Below are 18,726 nucleotides of genomic sequence, written 5' to 3' on the forward strand. Positions count from 1 at the left end.
TCGTTTCGCTTTCGCGTTTCCAGCTTAGCACACCGTTTCGGCCGCTTCGCTTTCCTCGCTTTCGGCTTCCACCGCGTTTCCGCGTTTTCCGCCTCTCGGACTCTAGCAGATCTTCCGACCCGCTTTTCGTCCGTTGCTTTCGGCCTCCGAAACTTTCGTTTCCCTGGCTTCCGGCTCTTCGAGCTTAGCAGATTCGGTAACCCGTTTCCGCCGCGCTCCGGCCGATTGGAAATTCCAAACCCACATGCACAAGAACAACAAATAGCCGAACTCGTCGCGAATAAACGCAACCGATGATCGAGAAATTCGATGGTGATGCTGCGGCAGGAGTGCGATCCTTGACGGACGCCCCGCTCGGCTCTGGCAGAGACTACCAGACTGTCGCGCCGTTGAACAACTTTGCGACAACCCTTCGAATCTACGTGTGCGGTCGAGGGCTGTCAAGATCACCGTCTCAGGCGATCGTCGGCAGTTCGTCCGCGACGTCCGAGGATGCCACATCCCCCTGCTCTCCGGCGAATTCGGCGCGGCGGCCCAGGATCAGCACGTACGCGAGGAACAGCGCCTCCACCGTCGCGCCGATCGTGATCCGGCCCCAGGTCGGCAATCCGGACGGGGTCACGAAGGCCTCGATGATGCCGGAGACGACCAGGACCAGGGCCAGGCCCACCGCCATGCCCAGGGCGATCCGGCCCTCCTCGGCGATCGCCCGGGCCCGGGTACGCGGGCCCGGATCGATCACCGTCCAGCCCAGGCGCAGGCCGACGCCGGCGGCGATGAAGACCGCGGTGAGTTCGAGCAGGCCGTGTGGCGTGATGAGGCCGAAGAACACGTCCAGCCGACCCGCGTCGGCCATCAGGCCGGCCGAGATGCCCAGGTTCAACGCGTTGGAGAGGACGATGTACAGCACCGGCAGGCCGAGCAGGATGCCGAGCGACAGGCAGCCCGCCGTCACCCACGCGTTGTTCGTGGCCACCTGGGCGGCGAAGGAGCTCGCGGGCGCGCTGGAGTAGTAGGTCTCGAAGTCGCCGCCGGGGCGGGTCATCTCGCGGATGTCGTCCGGGGCGGCCACCGCGTCCCGGACCGCCGGGTCGTGTGCCACCCAGGCGCCGATCAGCGCGGCCAGCGCGACGAAGACCAGGGCCGTGACGCCCCACCAGCGGCGACTGCGGTAGACCGCGACCGGGAATCGAACGGTCAGGAAGAGCACCGCGTCGCGCCAGGCCGGCGTGCGGGGTGCGGTCACCGCCGAGCGGGCGTGCGCGGTCAGCGTGGACAGCCGGCCGACCAGCACCGGGTCCGGCGCGGCGGAGCGGATCGTCGACAGGTGGGTGGCCGTGCGGCGGTACAGCGTGACCAGCTCGTCCACCTCGGGGCCGGACAAGCGCCGTCTGCGGCGGGTCAGTTGTTCCAGGCGTTCCCACTCGTGGCGGTGTACCGCGATGAACACGTCGACATCCATACGGTGCATCCTCTCTGGGGGTGACCTCGACGCACACACTGGAGGTGGACGTGTCCGGACTCGTCACGGGGGAAGCGGTCGCGCTCGACCTGCGGCCGGCTCGATTGCCGAGTCGTGCGCTCTCGATGGTGATCGATCTTGCCGCGCAGGTGGCGCTGTTGCTGTTGATGGTGTGGCTGGTGTCGGTGGCGATACCGGTCGAGGACGGTGCGCTCGGGGCGGCGTTGACGCTGTCGATCGTGGTGCTCGTGGTGATCGGGTGGCCGGTGGCCTGGGAGACGCTGAGTCATGGGCGGTCGCTCGGGAAGTTGGCACTCGGGCTTCGGGTGGTTCGTGACGACGGGGGGCCGATTCGTTTCCGGCACGCGTTGGTGCGGGCGTTGCTCGGGTTTTTCGTGGATTTCTGGACCACGCTCGGGTGTGGCGCGGTTTTCTCGTCGATGGCCTCGACGACCGGCAAGCGGCTCGGGGACATGGCGGCCGGGACGTTTGTGGTGCGGGAGCGTACGCCCGGGGTGCGGCATCTGCCGCTGCCGCTGCATCCGGCGGCTTCGGCGTGGGCGACCGGGATCGAGTTGTCCGGGCTGACCGACGAGCTCGCGTTGGCGATTCGGCAATACCTGTCGCGGCGCGGTGAGCTCGATCCGATGGTCGCGGCGGCGCTCGGCGAGCGGTTGATGGTGGATACGGCGCAGCGGATCGGGGTCGGGCCGCCGTTCGGGATGCATCCCGTGGTGTATCTGGCCGCCGTACTGGCCGAGCGGCAGCGGCGGGACTGGGAGCGGCACACGGCCGCCGCCACGCGCGGCTTCGCCGGGAGCCCGCCGCCGAGCCCGCCACCGCCGATGCCACCCGCCGCGCCGGCGCCTCCACCCGCACCCGCAGCCGCGCCCGCTTCCACTCCTACACCCGCGCCCGCGCCCGCGCCCACACCCGCGCCGTTTGTACCGCCGACCACCCCGGTCGTACCGCCGCCCGGCGAGCGCGGGTTCACCCCGCCGTCGTGATCCGCCGGTTCGGGGGTGTGTCCAGGGCTTCGAGTTCGATGCCGGGGGCGGCCAGGACCACGTCGCCGCTCATGTGCACGATCGACCGTTCGCCGGTGGCCAGGTCGTCCACCTCGTAACGTTCGACCGGCAGGCCCTCGTGGGTCTCCACCGCGGCCAGGGTCCAGGATTGATCGACCGCGTGTGCGGCCAGGACCGGTTCGGTCAGGGCGATCAGGCGCAGTCGCGCCGAGCCGCCGGGGGCCAGGTTCAGCAGGGTCGCGGTGGCGATCAGGAACGCGGGCGAGCGGCCGGTGAAGCCGGCGGCGCGGGCCTCGGCCTCGGTCGGCGGCACCTCCAATGAAGGGTCCGCCGCACCGCGCAGCCACACCACGCCGGGCGCACCCGCCACGACCGTCGCACCACCCCGGACCCGCCAACCACCGGCCGACGCCGCCAGGCGCACCGGTCGGCCCCGCGCGTCCAGGGTCAGGTCGATGCCGCTGCCCGTGTAGCGCCAGCCGATCGGGCCGGGGGCGCAGGAGAAGCGTTCCTCACCGAGCGGCGTGCCGTCGTGCGGGTCGTGGAAGGAGTACGTGCCTGAGGGCATGCCCGGACCCTACGACCCGGCGGGCAGATCGCGCTCGCGGCGTGGTGCCGCAGCCATGCATCACGCATGACCGAACCGGGCCGAGCCGGGCCGAGCGGCGCGGCACGCGCACCACCCAGCCCGGCTCGGCACAAGTCGATCGGGTCGATCGGGTCGATCAGTAGCGGTACGCCTCGGGCTTGTAAGGGCCCTCGACCTTGACGCCGATGTACGCGGCCTGCTCCTCGGTGAGCGTGGTGAGCTTGACGCCCAGCGCGTCCAGGTGCAGTCGGGCCACCTTCTCGTCGAGGTGCTTGGGCAGCACGTACACGCCGACCGGGTACTCCTCGGGCTTGGTGAACAGCTCGATCTGCGCGATGGTCTGGTTCGTGAAGCTGTTGGACATCACGAAGCTCGGGTGACCGGTCGCGTTGCCCAGGTTGAGCAGCCGGCCCTCGGACAGCACGATCAGCTTCTTGCCGTCGGGGAAGGTCCAGGTGTGCACCTGGGGCTTGACCTCGTCCTTGACGATGCCCGGGATCTTGGCGAGGCCCGCCATGTCGATCTCGTTGTCGAAGTGGCCGATGTTGCCGACGATCGCCTGGTGCTTCATCCGCTGCATGTCGGACGCCATGATGATGTTGAAGTTGCCGGTGGTGGTGACGAAGATGTCACCGATCTCGACGACCTCGTCCAGCGTGGTGACCTGGTAGCCGTCCATCGCCGCCTGGAGCGCGCAGATCGGGTCGACCTCGGTGACGATCACCCGGGCGCCCTGGCCGCGCAGCGACTCGGCGGAGCCCTTGCCCACGTCGCCGTAGCCGCAGACGACCGCGACCTTGCCGCCGATCAGCACGTCGGTGGCCCGGTTGATGCCGTCGATCAGCGAGTGGCGCACGCCGTACTTGTTGTCGAACTTGCTCTTGGTGACCGAGTCGTTGACGTTGATCGCCGGGAAGAGCAGCGAACCGGCCTGGAACATCTCGTACAGGCGGTGCACGCCGGTGGTGGTCTCCTCGGTGACGCCCTTGATGCCGGGCGCCATCGCGGTCCACTTGCCGGGGGTGTCGGCCAGGTTGGCGCGCAGCAGCGCCAGGACGACCCGGTACTCCTCGGAGTCGGCGTCGGTCGCGTCCGGGACGGCGCCGGCCTTCTCGAACTCGACGCCCTTGTGGATGAGCATCGTGGCGTCACCGCCGTCGTCGAGGATCATGTTCGGGCCGTCGTGGCCGGGCCAGTTCAGCGCCTGCTCGGTGCACCACCAGTACTCCTCCAGCGTCTCGCCCTTCCAGGCGAAGACCGGAACACCCTTGGGGTCCTCGGGAGTTCCCTCCGGACCCACGGCGATCGCGGCGGCGGCGTGGTCCTGGGTGGAGTAGATGTTGCAGGACACCCAGCGCACCTCGGCGCCGAGCGCGGTGAGCGTCTCGATCAGCACGGCGGTCTGGACGGTCATGTGCAGCGAGCCCATGATCCGGGCGCCGGCCAGCGGCTGTGCCGCGGCGAACTCGCGGCGGACCGCCATCAGGCCGGGCATCTCGTGCTCGGCGAGGGTGATCTCCTTGCGACCGAACGCGGCGAGGGAGAGGTCGGCGACCTTGAAGTCGCCGGCGAGCTGCGAAGCCATGTTTGTTCGATTCCTTCTGCGGAGGGGGTGGATGGGACTGGAGACACACCGGTGTCGTGGGGCGCCGATGTCGTGCCATCCAGTCGGACACTTCTGTGCCTACGGGCCCGTGACCCGACCGCCCTCTGCAGCGACTGTCGTTGTGCGCCAACGACGTTAACACCTCAGTCGTGGGTCGGGGGTCGATCCCCACCACCCGGTGTGGCTTCCGGGTCGGCGCCGCGGGCCGCCTCGCCGGCCCGGTAGATGTCCGGTTCCAGATAGATCACCCGGGCGATCGGTACGGCCGCGCGAATGCGCGCCTCGGCGGCGTCGATCGCCCGGGCCACGTCGGCGGCGGTGTCCTCGTGGGCGACCGCGATCTTCGCGGCGACCAGGAGTTCCTCCGGGCCCAGGTGCAGGGTGCGCATGTGGATCAGCCGCTCGACGTCGGGGCCGGCCACGATCGCCGCCTCGATCTCCCGCACGGTCTCCACCCCGGCCGCCTCGCCGAGCAGCAGACTGCGGGTCTCCAGGGCGAGCACGATCGCGATCAGTACGAGCAGGATGCCGATGCACAGCGTGCCGACGCCGTCCCAGACGCCGTCGTCGGTGGCCACCGCCACGCTGACCCCGGCCAGCGCGAGGATCAGGCCGATCAGCGCGCCGAGGTCCTCCAGGAGCACGATCGGCAGTTCGGGCGACTTGGCCCGGCGGATGAACTGGGGCCAACTCAGCGCACCCCGGTGCAGGTTGGACTCGTTGATCGCGGTCCGGAAGGAGAAGCTCTCCAGGACGATCGAGAAGAGCAGCACGCCGACCGCCCAGTACCAGCTCTTCAGCTCGTGCGGGTGGGCGATCTTCTCGTAGCCCTCGTAGACGGCGAACATGCCGCCGATGGAGAACAGCACGATCGAGACCAGGAAGCCGTAGATGTAGCGCTCGCGGCCGTAGCCGAAGGGGTGTTCGGGGGTGGCCTCGCGTCGGGCGCGCTTGCCGCCGACCAGGAGCAGTACCTGGTTGCCGGAGTCGGCCAGCGAGTGCACACCCTCGGCCAGCATCGACGAGGACCGGGTGACGGCGAAGGCGACGAACTTGGCCACCGCGATCCCCAGGTTGGCGGCCAGTGCCGCGACGACCGCCTTGGTCCCGCCACCCGCGCTCATTGCTCTCCCGCCCGTCGGCCGGCCGCACTCGGCCGCGCACGGCCACTGTTGCCCGGTGCCGCGCACCGGTTGCCGGCGATCAGTGTGCCATCGGGTGGCCGGCTACCTCGGGAGGCTTGCGGTACGACCGAGCCGCGTCGGCCGAGCGAGCGGGCTCACGAGCGTGACACGGCTCTCCCGCGCCGGGCCGGCCCGCTCACGCGCACGGAACGGTGGCCCGGAAGACCAGGCCGTCGGCGGTGTCGACGGTGACCGTGACGGGTGGTTCGCCCGCGCGGACGTAGATCGACTGGCCGCGGGCCAGGTCCAGCGGCGCCCCGCCGGCCGTGGTCGCGCGCGCGGCGCCCCGCACGCACAGCAGGATCTGCGGGCCGGCGGTGTCGAGGAGGTACGGGTCGCGGCCGGCGGTCGAGCGCAGTCGGGACAGGCGGAAGTCGGCGACGGGGGTGGCGTAGACCTCCTCGCCCGGGTCGGCCTCGGTCGGCTCGGGGCCCAGGATCTCCACCGGGCCGGCCCGGAAGGCCATGATCCGCAGCAGTTCGCCGACGTCGATGTGCTTGTCGGTCAGCCCGCAGCGCAGCACGTTGTCCGAGTTGGCCAGGATCTCCACCACCACACCGTGCAGGTAGGAGTGCGGCATGCCGGCCGCGAGGAACACCGCCTCGCCCTCGCGCAGCCGGATGTGGTTGAGCAGCAGGGCCACCGCGACGCCGGGGTCGCCGGGGTGGCGTTCGGCGAGGTCGGCGACCGCGGCGCAGGCGCCCGCGTACGGCGATCCGTTGGCGGCCAGTCGGCGGCAGGCCGCGGCCACCGCGTCGACCACGTCGGTGCGCAGGCGCGCGGGCAACATCAGCACGTGTGTGGTCGCCGCGCGTAGCGCCGCGGCCTGGTCCGGGTTGCGCAACGCCCGGGCGAACGGCGCCAGTTCGGCAACATCGAGGGCGTCGAGCAGCTTGAGTGTCTCGGCGATCTCGCGGTAACCGACCAGGCCCTCGAAGTCGCCGAGCGCGCAGATCATCTCCGGCTTGTGGCTGGCGTCGCGGTAGTTGCGGTGCGGCGCGTCGATCGGTACGCCGCGCGCCTCCTCCTCGGCGAAGCCGTGCCGGGCCTGGACCGCGTCGGGGTGCACCTGGAGGGACAGCGGCTCCTCGGCGGCGAGCACCTTGAGCAGGAACGGCAGGCGCGGGCCGAACCGGGCCGCGGTGTCCGGGCCCAGTTCGCCGTCGGGGTCGGCGGCGATCAGCTCGACCAGGGAGCGCGGGCCGCGGCCCCGGTCGACCTCGGAGGGCGCGCCCGGGTGGGCGCCCATCCACAACTCCGCCTGGGGTGCGCCAGTGGGCGCGACGCCGAGCAGGTCGGGGATGGCCGTGAGCGAACCCCACGCGTTGGCGCGGATCCGGTTGAGAAGGCGGTCCATGGCTAGCGGGGACCACCTTCGGTCCAGGAGAACAGGCCGGGTGCGGCGGGACCGACGCCGGTGCCCAGGGCCAGGTAGACGGCGGCGAAGTCGGTGACGGCGATCAGCTCGGCGAGCCGCTCGACGGGGGTGCCGCCGCGCGCGGCGACCTCGCCGACGGCGGACCGGCCGAGCGCGTCGAGGGTGCGCCGGGCCCGATCCAGCTGGGCTGCGGCGTCCGGGTCGTCGTGGTCGACGAGCAGCACCGGGTGCATCCGCACCGGCTCGGGCTCGTCCACCCGGTCGCGGAAGAAGTCGTCGGGGTCGCCCGGGTCGGCCGAGCCGCCCGCGGCGAAGACCCGGTCCTGGTAGCGACCGGCGGTGGGCAGCGCGCCGGACAGCGCGGGGGTGGCGGCGACCCCGACGCACATCGTGGCGAAGCGTTCGGCGGCGACGCCCGCGACGGTGCCCGCGCCCCAGATCACCGGGACGGTGCCGGCGAGGGCGACGGCCAGGCCCTTGGCCGGGTTGAGGTAGGCGTCGGCGGCGGGCCGACAGCGGGTGCTCGCCTCGTCGAGGCGGTCGGCGACCGCGTCCAGGCTCGCCAGGCCCTCGCCCGGGGTGAACGCGCTCGCCCCGCACGCCCCGGTGATCGCGAGCAGCGCGGTGAACAGCGGCCAGAACGCGGTCTGCGCGGCGAACGCGGTGTCGTCCGCGTAGCCGGCCGCGCCGACCGGGGTGGCGTCGACGGGGACCCGGACCAGCACGCCCCGGGTCTGCTGGACGGCGGCGTCGAGCGCCGAGCCGGCCGGGGTGGCCGCGACCACCTGGCAGCCGCGTCGATACGCCTGCCCGGTCAGCTCGATCAGTCCCGGCTCGTCGCCGCGCCCGGCCAACAACACGAGGTCCATCGGACCGGCCCAGCCGGGCAGCGTGCCGCCCGCCGCGAGTACCAGGGGCAGTGCCGCGTCCGGCCCGGTGACCGCGCGCAGCGCCGGGCCGAGCGGGCCGTACGCGGGCGCGGCCAGGATCACCGTGCGCGGCCGGTCCCGGGGCGCGATCGCGGCGGGCAACGCCTCGCGCGCGGCCTGCGCGGCCCGACGCACCTGGGCCCCGGCACCGGCCAGGGCCCGCAGCGTGTCCGCCGCGTCGGCCCGGGCGAGGCCGTCCTGGTCGTCCAGCAGGCCCTCGTCGAGGATGTTCATGCCCGCGAGGTACCCGGCCGGCGGGCCTCGTCCACGAGCAGCACCGGGATGTCGTCGACGACCGGATAGATCAGCCCGCACGCGGTGTTCTCGCACGCCAGCGCGGCATCGCCGGCCTTGCGCAGCGAGGTGTGGCAGACCGGGCACGTCAGGATCGCCAACTGCGACGGTTCCAGATTCACGACATCTCCACTTTTCCGGCCGCTCGCGCCGATTCGCACATATTGGTCCCGATCCGGCGCGGCGGCCGTCCGATTGAACCCATCACATTACCCAGCCGACCGGTCAGCCCCGGACGAGTGCCAAGACCTCGTCGCGGATCGCCAGCATCGTCGGCTCGTCGTCGGCCTCGACGTTGAGCCGAAGCAGCGGCTCGGTGTTGGAGGCGCGCAGGTTGAACCACCACTGTTCGGCGACCACGGTCATCCCGTCCAGGTCGTCGACGGCCACGCCGGGCCGGCCCGCGAACGTGGCGCGCACCTTCGCGGTCGCCGCCGCCTGGTCGGCGACCTCGCTGTTGATCTCGCCGGACGCCGGGTAGCGGTCGTACTCGCTCGCGAACTCGGACAGCGGCCGGTCCTGGCCGCCGAGCGCGGCGAGCACGTGGATCGCGGCGAGCATGCCGGTGTCGGCGCGCCAGAAGTCGCGGAAGTAGTAGTGCGCGGAGTGCTCGCCGCCGAAGATCGCGCCGGTGGTCGCCATCTCGCCCTTGATGAACGAGTGGCCCACCCGGGTGCGGACCGCCTCGCCGCCGTGTTCGGCGACGATCTCGGGGACCGCGCGGGAGGTGATCAGGTTGTGGATGACGATCGGGGTCCGCTCCCCGTTCGCCTTGGCCCGGGCGATCTCGCGGACCGCGACCAGCGCGGTGACCGCGGAGGGGGAGACCGGGTCGCCGTGCTCGTCGACCACGAAGCAGCGGTCGGCGTCGCCGTCGAAGGCCAGGCCCAGGTCGGCGCCGGTCTCGCGGACCTTCTCCTGGAGGTCGACCAGGTTCTTCGGGTCCAGCGGGTTGGCCTCGTGGTTGGGGAAGGAGCCGTCCAGCTCGAAGTAGAGCGGGACGATCTCCAGCGGCAGGCCGCTCGCCGCGCCGAGCACGGTGGGCACGGTGTGGCCGCCCATGCCGTTGCCCGCGTCCACGACCACCTTCAGCGGCCGGATGCCGGTCAGGTCGACCAGGCCGAGCAGGTGCGCGGCATAGTCGGCCAGCACGTCGTGCTCGGTGATGGTGCCCGGCTCGCCCGCGTACTGCGGCACACCCGCCTCGGCGAGCGCGCGGATCTCGGCGAGGCCGCTGTCCTGGCCGATCGGCGCGGCGCCCGCGCGGCACATCTTGATCCCGTTGTACTGCGCGGGGTTGTGGCTGGCGGTGAACATCGCGCCGGGAAGGTTCAGGCTGCCACTGGCGAAGTAGAGCTCGTCGGTGGAGGCCAGGCCGATCAGCGTGACATCCGCGCCCTGCCCGGCGGCGCCGGCGGCGAACGCGCCGGACAACTCGGGCGAGGAGGGGCGCATGTCCCACCCGATCACGATCGCGTCGGCCCCGGTGACGCGCACGAATGCCGCGCCCAGTACCCGCGCGGTGTCGGCGTCCAGCTGGTCTGGGACCACACCCCGCACGTCGTACGCCTTCACGATCTGGGAGAGGTCGCGCACCCGATGACTCCACTCGCTCGGCCGCGGTCGCGCTGCGCCGCGGTGTTGGCCGTTGACCGTCGATCCCTGCCCCGCGGACGACGCATCAGACCCTATCGGCCGGCGGTCAGCTCTCGGGCGAGCGCAGAACGCGCAGGTGACCGCGGCGGCCGGCCTCGGGGCGACCGTCGCGACCCGGCGGCTCGGGCGCGGGCTGCGGGGGTTGCGGCGGGCGGGCGGCCTCGCGGACCGCGTTGGCCAGCGCCTCCAGGTCGTCGCTGCTGGGCTTGCCGGCGCTCGGATCCGGCGCCAGGCGCACGACATCCCAGCCGCGCGGCGCGGTCAGCCGCTCCGAGTGCTCGGCGCACAGGTCGTAGCAATGGGGCTCGGCATAGGTCGCGAGAGGGCCCAGGACGGCCGTGGAGTCGGCGTAGACGTACGTCAACGTGGCGACTGCGGTTCGGCCGCAGGCGGTCCGCGAACAGCGACGTACAGGGCTCACGACGATGGACGGTACCGCAAGCGGACCGAAGCCGCGTCGTATCCGGGTGCGGTGTGACTCACGTGTCGCTCCTCACAGGGTGTCGGCGGCGATCGGGACCGCCGCGCGGGCCCGGCGCGGACCCCGGCGGCGGCACGGATCGGGCCGGCGTGGACCGATCCGGATCGGGCGGTCAGGCCCTAAGCTCGTCCCGTGCACAACGAGCACTCGGTCCCCTCTTCCCCTCGCGAGCGTGACCGGCGCCGCCGCAGCAGGCGCGACCGGCACGGCCGCGGCATGCGCGGCCCGCTCGCTCCGCCCCCCGTGCCGATCGCGCTCACCCGCGCGCAGCGGTTCGACGATCTCGCCGCCGACGTCGTGGAACGACTCGCCAAGCGCTGGCCGCAATTGGAGGAGGTCCGCTTCGCGGTCCTGGACGTGCCGGAGGCCGAGACGGCGGTGAACGGCGACGAGGCGGTGGCCCTTGGCCGGCTGGTGCCGGCCACCAAGGCGGTGCCCGCGACGATCATCCTCTACCGCCGCCCGCTGGAGCTGCGCGCGGAGGGTCGGGCCGAGCTGGAGATGCTGGTCAACGACGTGCTCGTGGAGCAGGTCGCGGACCTGTTGGGGATGGATCCGGACACCATCGACCCCGACGACTGAGTCCCACGTACGCGACGACGGCCCGGCTCCCCCATCGGGAGCCGGGCCGTCGTCCGTCGTCGGTCCGTCCGCACTAGTCGCGCGGCACCAGCAGGGACAGGTCGGCGCGGGCGTTGGGCACCACGACGGTGTCCGCGTAGGGCACGAACGGCTGCACCGTGAAGGCGGTGGTCTTGTTCATCTGCTCGGTGATCGTGCGCACCGCGTGCACCGGCTGGCTGCCGGGCTGCGGTTCGGCCAGGACGGCGAAGCGGGTCGCCCCGGCGGGTGCCTGGACCGGTACCTGGACCGTGGTGCCGGCGGGCACGTCGACGTCCTGGGACACCGGGTCGCCCTTGTCGCCGAGCGAGGTGAGCTTGACCCGGGCCGGGCCCTTGGGCGCGGTGAGCGAGACGGTGCTCGCGATCTTGTCGCCGACCCGGTTCTCCGCGACCACCGCGCGACCGGTCAGCTCCGGGGTCGCGCTCAGGAAGGCCACCTCGGCGTCGGCGCCGGTGCCCTGCACCACCCGGACGCCGGCGATGATGTCGGCGCGGCCGGAGACCAGCTTGATCGCGCCCGCGTCGCCGCGGTTGACCGGGCCGAGGTCGACCAGGGTCAGCTTGTTGCCCTTGACCTCGGTGCTCTCGTGCTCGACCGGCTTGAAGGTGTTCACCTTGCCCGCGATGGACAGTTGCACGTCCGTGGTCTCCCCGCTGGGCGACAGCAACATCAGCTGCACGTTGCCCGCGTCGCCGGTGATCGGGGGCAGCCCGGTGAGCACCAGATTGCGGCCCGGGGCGCCGGCCGAGGGCAGCCAGTCGGTGCCCACCGCGCCCTCCTGATCGCGCAGCGCCGCGCCGACCCGGCCGGTGCGCGCGATCACGTGCACCGCCAGGCCCGGCGCCGGCGCGCCCGGGTTGAGCGAGCGCAGCATGATCGCCTGCGCGGCGCCGGGCGCCAGGGTCAGGCCGCGGCCCGCCTCGGCGTCGATCGGGCCGTTCGGCCCGAACAGTTCCAGGTCGACGACGGCCGGGGTGTCCTTGCTGTTGGACAGGTACAGATACGCGTCGCGGTTGTCGGCGGTGGAGGTGCCGATGAACCAGCGGTCGGTGGTGGGCGCCTCGCAGTTCACCCCGGCCAGACCGCGGCCGGCGCCGCTGGGCACCCGGGTGACCGCGCCGGCCGAGAAGCCCGGCGCGAACGCGCCCGACCCGGTCCCGACCAGCGGCGGGACGTCGGTGTTGTCCACGCCGAAGCTCGCGAGCCGGCCCGGGGCCTCGACCTTGGTGCGCACCTTGGCGCGGTCGCCGAGGTCGACGACGCTCGCCTCGCCGCCGCTCGCCGCGCCCTGGGCCGGCGGGGTCAGCGCGGAGATCACCGTGGAGCTGCCGGGCAGTTCGCGGATCAACGGGCAGTCCACCTCGGCCCGTTGCACCGGCACCCGGGCGGCCGGCGGCGGCGCGGCGGCCTTGCTCTCGGTCGGGCGGGTGACGATCGCCAGGCCCACGACGGCGGCCAGGAGCGCGACGACGACGGCCAGGGAGAGGGTGGTGCGCTTCATCGGCGATCTCCCTGCGGGGACGGCGGCCACGGATCGTCACCCGGGCGCGGCGCGGGCGGCCACCCGCCGGCCGGGTCCGGGTAGGCGTTCGGGTCGTACTGCTGCGGCGGCACCGGGTTGCCGTACTGGTCGTAGCCCGCCGGTTGGGCCTGCGGTTGCGGCGGGACCCAGCCGTAGGAGCCCGCCGGGTCGGAGCCGTCCGGGGCACCCTGCGGCGCCGGGGCGCCCTGGTCGTATCCGCCGTAGTCCTGGTAGTCCGGGTAGCCCTGGTACTGCTGCCCGTAGTCCTGCTGCGGGTACTGCTCGTAGGCCGGCGTCGTGCTCGCGTCGTAGGACGCGCCCGGCCACGCCTCGACCGGCACCGGGGCCGGCTCCGGCTCGGTGCGCTGCGCGGGAAGGCCGAACTCGTCGAGGGCGAACTCGTCGAGGCCGGCGGCGGCTTGCCCGACCGGGACCACCTCGGGTGCCGGGACCGGCTCCGCCGCCTCGGCCCGGCGACCGCGGCGACCGCTGCCCTCGCCCGCGGCCGGGGCCGGCGCGGCGTTCTCCGGCAGGTCGTCGTCGGTGCCGCGCTTGCGGGCGGGCAGCGCCATGACGAAGACCACGAACACCAGGACGCCCTGCGCGAGCAGCCAGATTCCGCGCCCACCGGAGTCATGGGCGATCTCCAACCGACCCGCCTCCGGGCGCAGTTCGAAGCCCTGCGCCCAGCCGTCCAGGGTGCGGGCGGTGAGCTTCCGGCCGCCCTGGGTGGCCTGCCAGCCCGAGTCGGCCCGCTCGGCGAGACGCAGGATCCGGCCCTGCGGACCGGCGTCGATCCGGGTGGACACGCCGTCGCGGGTCGAGTCGACCACCTTGCTCCGGCCGTCCGGGTCGACGATCAGCGCCCGGCCGACCGGGTATTGCAGCCGCCACAGGGTCGCGCCGTTGGTGGCACCGACCCGGGCCAGGCCCGGGGTGCCGTCCAGGCGGGCGGTGAGTTCGCTGCCCACCGGGGGCTTGAGCTGGACGAACTCGATGCCGTACGGCGCGAGCATGCCCGCGTCGGCGCCACCGCCGCCGGACAACAACTTGCCGAGGAAGGTGTCGAATTGCCGGTAGGTGGACGCCTTGGGCGCCACCTCCGCGTCGCCGAGCACCGGGCCCGCGCCGCGCACCACCGTGTAGGTGACGTTGCCCGGCTCGGGTGAGGTGAGCACCAGGGTGCGCGGGTGGCGCGGCCCGGTGGCCTCCTCGGCCACGAACGCGGGCACCACGACCGGGTCGTTGCGCTCCAGCGGGCCGTTCGCGCCCTGCCACAGCCAGGTCGCGGCGGCCACGAGGGGGGTGAGCGCGGCGAGTACGGCCAGCACCACCGCGGTCGGCTGGCGCCAGCCGAAGCTGCCCGCCGCGACCCGGGTACGGGCGTCCTCGGCGCCGACCATCGCCGCCGCCACGTAGCCGAGCGCGATCACCACGACGGCCGCGCCGGGCCATGCCGGCGCCTTGCCGCCGGTCGCCTCGACGGTGACCTCGGCGTGACTGACCACGACCGCGAGCAGCAGGCCGACCAGGGCGACCGCCCACGCGCCGAGCACCGCCCGGCGGCGCGAGTCGCGCAACAACGCGGCCAGCGCGGCGAGCAGGAGTGCGCCGGTCAGCCACATCGGCAACGTGCCGGGGCCGCCCGGGTCGAGCAACAACAGGCCGACCGGGCTGGTGCCCCGGTCCGCCAGCGACGTCGAGGCCAGGCCCGGCTCGCTCAGGAACAGCGCCGGCTTGCCCACCAGGGCGAGCGTCCACGGGCCGAGCAGGACGAGCGGGGTGCCCAGCACGACACCCACCCGCAACAACAGGCCGACGCCCGGCCGCGGACCGAGCAACCCGGCGAAGGAGACCGCGACGGCAAGCAGCGCGAGCAACGCGACCGCGAGCCACAACAGCGGGGTGAACGCCGCCACCACGGCAAGCACCAGGCCGGTGGCCCAGGCCGCCCGCGCGGACGCGCGCAGATCGCCGACGCCGAGCACCTGCGCCGCGCCGCGCGCGACCACGGGGGCGAGCACCAGGGCGACCGCGGTGCCGATCCGGCCGGTGGCGATCGCGCCGGTGGCGACGGGGGTCAGCGCGTATACGGCCGCGCCCCACACCCGCACCCCGGGCGTGGACACCAGCCGGCGAGAGCACAGGTAGGCGCTGATCCCGGCCAGCGGAACACTGCCGATCAGCAGTACCGCAACCGCGGTGCCGGCCTTGCCGAACAGCAGCGTCGCGAACGCGGCGAGCGCGCCGACATAGGGAGGTGTGCTCGCCGCCTCGCCGAAGCCGACGCCGTGCCAGGTGTCGGCGTAGCGGTTCCACAGGTCGGTGGCGCCCTCGGGCGCGGGCAGCAGCGCGCCGCCGAACAGGCTGCCCCCGGACAGCAGATCACGCGCGGCGATCAGGGTGACCAGCACGAGTGCGATGCCCAGCGAGACGCCGGGGCGGCGCATCAGCACGCGCAGCTTGACGAAGTTCTCGGTGTCGAGCGACTCGGCGTCCTCGTCGACCGGGCCCGATTCCGCGCTGCTGTGCCGCCCGGACCGGTTCTCCGGTTGTTCGGTGCGCCGCAGGTTGCCGAGCAGGCCCTCGGCGGCGTGCCGCACGGTGGCCGCGCGGCTGGGGAACAGATCGCCCAGGTCCTGGTCGGACATGGTCCGGGTGCGTGCCCTGGCCCGCCGCGCGGACAGGAACGCGCCGGGGCGCAGCAGCACCGACATGGTGCCGAGCAACTCGTCCAGGGCCATGCCGGGCAACTTGCCGAGCAGATAGCCCAGGCTGCGGAACAGGCCGCCGAAGAGCAGGCGCAGGTACAGCAGCGGCCAGCCGCCGCCGGTGGTGTTGGCCAGCAGGGTGAAGGCGGCGCCGGCGCGGTCCACCCGGTGCGGCCGGTTGGCGGCCACGTCGACCGGCCGGCGCTCGCGCGTGGCCGCCTCGGCGTGTTGGATCAGCGCGTCCGGCACGACCACCACGCGGTGCCCGGCGGCGTTGACGCGCCAGCCGAAGTCGGTGTCGTCGCGCGAGAGCGGCAGGTGCGGGTCGAAGCCGCCCAGGCCCTCCCACACGTCGCGGCGCACCAGCATGCCCGCGCTGGAGACGGAGAGCACACCGCGGATCGCGTCGTGCTGGCCCTGGTCCTGTTCGCGGCGTTCCAGACCGGTCCAGCGGCGGCCGCTGCCGGTCAACGTGGTGCCGACCTCGAGCAGTTGCCGGCGGTCGTACCAACTGCGCACCTTGGGGCCGAGTACGGCCACCGAGGGCAACTCGTCGGCGGCGCGCAGCAGTAGGCGCAGGGCGTCCGGGGCGGGTTCGCTGTCGTCGTGGAGGAGCCACAGCCACTCGACCGGTTCGGTCGACCTCGGCGGGCGGTCCTCGTCGGTGTCGCCGTACGGGTCGGACGCGTCGTAGGCGTCCGTCCGGTAGGGCAGGGACGCGGGGTCGACGGGCGGCGCGGCACGCAGGGCTTCACTCACGGCGGCGCCGAACGCGGTCGCTCGCTCGGTGTGCAGCACCGAGCCCTGACCGAGCGCGTCGGTCAGCAGATCCGCCGAGGCGTCCGTGCTGCCGGTGTCGATCGCGACGACGCGCTGAACCGGGCGCTCCTGACCGAGCAGGCCGGTCAGTGTGCGGGGCAGCCAGCGCGCCCCGTCATGGGCGACGAGGATCGCGGTGACGATGTGCCGTGGAAAAGCCGGAGCTTGCGCGTATGCCGACTGATGGCTGAATAGTGACATCGAGTGCGGGGACCCCGGGGGGCTCGAAGCGGCGTGGTACCAGCGGTCCGGCATCCGGCCGAACGGCCAACACACTACGCGACGGGCACCCCGCGCCCGCTCTGCTCGGGTCGAGACCTCGGTCGTGACCCGAACCGGCGACGGTCAGACCGCGGCCTTCTTGAGCCGGCGCCGCTCGCGCTCGGACAGTCCGCCCCAGATGCCGAACCGTTCGTCGTTGGCCAGCGCGTATTCCAGGCACTCGTCGCGCACCTCGCACGCCAGGCAGACCTTCTTGGCCTCCCGCGTCGAGCCGCCCTTCTCCGGGAAGAAGGACTCGGGGTCGGTCTGCGCGCACAACGCGCGCTCCTGCCAACCGAGCTCCTCCTCCTCACTCTCGCCGTCGGCGACCAGTAGCTGGAACAGCTCGCCCATCGCGTGCCTCCTCGACCCGTTTTTGCGTCCCCGTGATTAAGCCGTTACCGGTAACGGTTCACGACGTGTGTGAAATTACAAGCGCGTCGTTGCTGCGACGTCAAGCCGGGCTCTGCTATTAGAGCGGGGATTCACTCCCCGGGACCACAGCAATCCGGATTGACCACATAAATGGACAGATCCGGACAAGCGCTGTGCCGCGCGATCGCCTCGACGTTCCGGGCGGGGAGCGTACCGGCGGGAGGCGCGACGACATTCGATGCCAACCCGTGATGACCTCTACAGGGACTACGCCTCGCACCATCCGCGCAGTTCCCGAGTGGGGCCCAAAAACCGCGATGATGACCGAGGTCACACGGAAATGGGCCTCCCCGTGGCCCACGGGCTTCAATCCCTTCCCGGGATTCCTCACCCGAATCGGGCAGCGCCGAACCGATTCGGGTGTTTCGGGGGTGGTCACCCCAATCGGCGATGGCGGGGGCCGGCGGACCGGCGAGTTGACACGACCACCCCGGGCACGGTGTCCTTTTGCCATGTCCGCACGCTGCCACCGTTTCCGGAGTCGTCCTGTCGACGTCCGTCGGGTGTTCGGCGCGCTGTGTCCGCCGTGCGACCACGTGTACAGCTGTTGTCCGAGCTGTACCGCCTGAGGACGCCTTTTCGGCCGTCCTCCGCGCCTGCGGCGGCACGTATTTCCCCCTTCTTCGGCTCGGCCGGCATTACGGCCGAAGGTCCGTTCGGGACGGTGTCGACCGCTCGCGTGTTCGCTTTTCGATCCGCCGCGTTCGCTTGATCCGCCGCGCCAGAGAATCAGCGCAGACATCCCGAAGGACTTTCCTTTATGTCCAGCGACATCACCGTCGCCGGCGACCCGCTCGCCGCCCCCGCCGTGCTCGCCCTCCCCGTCGCTCCGCCCGTCCGCCCCGCCGTCGCGCGACTCGCCGCACTCGCCCGGCAGCATGCCGGCCTGGTCGCCGCCGAGCTCGACCAGGTCCGCTACGACCCGATCACCCGCTGGTACAAGCGGCTCGCCGCGGCCGACGACATCGAGGTCTGGCTGCTGAGCTGGCTGCCCGGTCAGGGCACCGGCCTGCACGACCACGGCGGCTCCTCCGGCGTGTTCACCGTGGTCTCCGGCGAACTGCACGAACGTTCCCTGGTGGTCACCCCGCTGCGCCGGGCCGGGGCCCGCGAGCGGGTGCTCGGCCCGGGGGCCACGCGGGTGTTCGGGCCGACCTATGTCCACGAGGTGACCAACATGGGTACGGAGCCCGCGGTCAGCGTGCACGTGTACACACCTCGGCTTGCCTCGATGAACCTCTACGACGCGAGCGAGGACATCGCCAAGCCGAGCTTCGCGCCGCTGCGCCGGGTCGGCGTCGAACGTTCGGGGGACCAGTGGTGAGCGCCGTCGATCGACTCCTGGACCGGGCCCGGGGCAGGCTCGCGCGGGTCACCCCCGAGCAGGCGCACGCCGCGTTCCACGCCGGCGCGCTCCTGGTGGACACCCGCCCGGACTTCCAGCGCGACGTGGACGGTGCGATTCCCGGCGCACTGGTGATCGAGCGCAACCATCTGGAGTGGCGGCTCGATCCCGAGGGCGACGCGCGGGTGCCCGAGGCCACCGGCTACGACCTGCGCGTGGTCGTGTTGTGCGACGAGGGCTACGCGTCCAGCTTCGCCGCGGCATCGCTGGTCGACCTGGGACTGTCCGGGGCGACCGACCTGATCGGCGGCTTCCAGGCGTGGAAGGCCGCGGGTTTGCCGGTGGTGCCCTCGGCGGGGCGCAACCGCCGGTAGAGCGCCGCGCCGAGCACGAGGACGAGCG

17 protein-coding genes are annotated in these 18,726 nt (G+C 72.5%); 5 read left to right on the forward strand and 12 right to left on the reverse strand.

Going from position 1 to position 18,726, the window contains the following annotated elements; genetic code table 11:
- Positions 1-297 (forward strand): hypothetical protein (locus tag ABIA38_RS22610; protein WP_424640587.1); only part of this gene is annotated, 297 nt, incomplete at its 5' end.
- A 157-nt stretch (positions 298-454) separates the two neighbouring features.
- Here ABIA38_RS22610 and ABIA38_RS22615 read toward each other — a convergent pair.
- Positions 455-1,462, reverse strand: coding sequence for a stage II sporulation protein M (locus tag ABIA38_RS22615; RefSeq protein WP_424640588.1), 1,008 nt, complete (start codon positions 1,460-1,462; stop codon positions 455-457).
- Positions 1,463-1,482: 20 nt separating this feature from the next.
- Between ABIA38_RS22615 and ABIA38_RS22620 the strand changes: the two genes are divergently transcribed.
- Positions 1,483-2,469 carry an RDD family protein gene (locus ABIA38_RS22620; protein WP_424640589.1) on the forward strand — a complete coding sequence of 329 codons (987 nt, stop codon included), beginning with the start codon at positions 1,483-1,485 and terminating at the stop codon, positions 2,467-2,469.
- Here ABIA38_RS22620 and ABIA38_RS22625 read toward each other — a convergent pair.
- From ABIA38_RS22625 to ABIA38_RS22660, 8 genes are all read right to left on the reverse strand, one after another.
- A complete protein-coding gene (locus tag ABIA38_RS22625) occupies positions 2,453-3,058 on the reverse strand; it encodes a hypothetical protein (protein ID WP_424640590.1) in 606 nt (201 codons plus the stop codon). The two genes, ABIA38_RS22620 and ABIA38_RS22625, sit on opposite strands and share 17 nt — an antisense overlap.
- A gap of 157 nt (positions 3,059-3,215) precedes the next feature.
- Positions 3,216-4,664 (reverse strand): adenosylhomocysteinase, encoded by a 1,449-nt coding sequence (ahcY, locus tag ABIA38_RS22630; RefSeq protein WP_424640591.1) that lies wholly within the window; start codon positions 4,662-4,664, stop codon positions 3,216-3,218.
- Positions 4,665-4,828: 164 nt separating this feature from the next.
- Positions 4,829-5,809 (reverse strand): cation diffusion facilitator family transporter, encoded by a 981-nt coding sequence (locus tag ABIA38_RS22635; RefSeq protein ID WP_424640592.1) that lies wholly within the window; start codon positions 5,807-5,809, stop codon positions 4,829-4,831.
- A gap of 196 nt (positions 5,810-6,005) precedes the next feature.
- Positions 6,006-7,226: a mannose-6-phosphate isomerase, class I gene (gene manA, locus ABIA38_RS22640; protein WP_424640593.1), complete on the reverse strand. Its 1,221-nt coding sequence runs from the start codon at positions 7,224-7,226 to the stop codon at positions 6,006-6,008.
- Positions 7,227-7,228: 2 nt separating this feature from the next.
- Positions 7,229-8,410 carry an SIS domain-containing protein gene (locus tag ABIA38_RS22645; protein WP_424640594.1) on the reverse strand — a complete coding sequence of 394 codons (1,182 nt, stop codon included), beginning with the start codon at positions 8,408-8,410 and terminating at the stop codon, positions 7,229-7,231.
- Positions 8,407-8,592 carry a Trm112 family protein gene (locus ABIA38_RS22650; protein ID WP_424640595.1) on the reverse strand — a complete coding sequence of 62 codons (186 nt, stop codon included), beginning with the start codon at positions 8,590-8,592 and terminating at the stop codon, positions 8,407-8,409. The genes ABIA38_RS22645 and ABIA38_RS22650 overlap by 4 nt, the downstream gene beginning before the upstream one ends.
- A 103-nt stretch (positions 8,593-8,695) precedes the next feature.
- Positions 8,696-10,066 (reverse strand): phosphomannomutase/phosphoglucomutase, encoded by a 1,371-nt coding sequence (locus ABIA38_RS22655; protein WP_424640596.1) that lies wholly within the window; start codon positions 10,064-10,066, stop codon positions 8,696-8,698.
- A gap of 106 nt (positions 10,067-10,172) precedes the next feature.
- Positions 10,173-10,547 (reverse strand): DUF3499 domain-containing protein, encoded by a 375-nt coding sequence (locus tag ABIA38_RS22660; RefSeq protein ID WP_424640597.1) that lies wholly within the window; start codon positions 10,545-10,547, stop codon positions 10,173-10,175.
- Positions 10,548-10,823: 276 nt separating this feature from the next.
- Between ABIA38_RS22660 and ABIA38_RS22665 the strand changes: the two genes are divergently transcribed.
- Entirely contained in the window at positions 10,824-11,189 is a 366-nt protein-coding gene (locus ABIA38_RS22665) for a metallopeptidase family protein (RefSeq protein WP_078976974.1), read from the forward strand.
- A gap of 73 nt (positions 11,190-11,262) precedes the next feature.
- Here ABIA38_RS22665 and ABIA38_RS22670 read toward each other — a convergent pair whose 3' ends face one another.
- The 3 genes from ABIA38_RS22670 to ABIA38_RS22680 form a co-directional block, all read right to left on the reverse strand.
- Positions 11,263-12,732 (reverse strand): DUF5719 family protein, encoded by a 1,470-nt coding sequence (locus tag ABIA38_RS22670; protein ID WP_424640598.1) that lies wholly within the window; start codon positions 12,730-12,732, stop codon positions 11,263-11,265.
- A complete protein-coding gene (locus ABIA38_RS22675) occupies positions 12,729-16,484 on the reverse strand; it encodes a glycosyltransferase (protein WP_424640599.1) in 3,756 nt (1,251 codons plus the stop codon). The genes ABIA38_RS22670 and ABIA38_RS22675 overlap by 4 nt, the downstream gene beginning before the upstream one ends.
- A gap of 144 nt (positions 16,485-16,628) precedes the next feature.
- Positions 16,629-16,898 (reverse strand): WhiB family transcriptional regulator, encoded by a 270-nt coding sequence (locus ABIA38_RS22680; RefSeq protein WP_360323362.1) that lies wholly within the window; start codon positions 16,896-16,898, stop codon positions 16,629-16,631.
- An 841-nt stretch (positions 16,899-17,739) separates the two neighbouring features.
- Here ABIA38_RS22680 and ABIA38_RS22685 point away from each other — a divergent pair.
- Both ABIA38_RS22685 and ABIA38_RS22690 read left to right on the forward strand, forming a co-directional pair.
- Complete coding sequence (locus ABIA38_RS22685) at positions 17,740-18,303, forward strand: cysteine dioxygenase (RefSeq protein ID WP_424640600.1); 564 nt, start codon at positions 17,740-17,742, stop codon at positions 18,301-18,303.
- Positions 18,297-18,698, forward strand: coding sequence for a rhodanese-like domain-containing protein (locus ABIA38_RS22690; protein ID WP_424640601.1), 402 nt, complete (start codon positions 18,297-18,299; stop codon positions 18,696-18,698). Before ABIA38_RS22685 ends, ABIA38_RS22690 begins: the two co-directional genes overlap by 7 nt.
- The last annotated feature ends 28 nt before the right edge of the window (positions 18,699-18,726 follow it).

It is taken from the genome of Embleya sp. AB8 (assembly GCF_049739465.1).
Classification (GTDB): Bacteria; Actinomycetota; Actinomycetes; order Streptomycetales; family Streptomycetaceae; genus Embleya.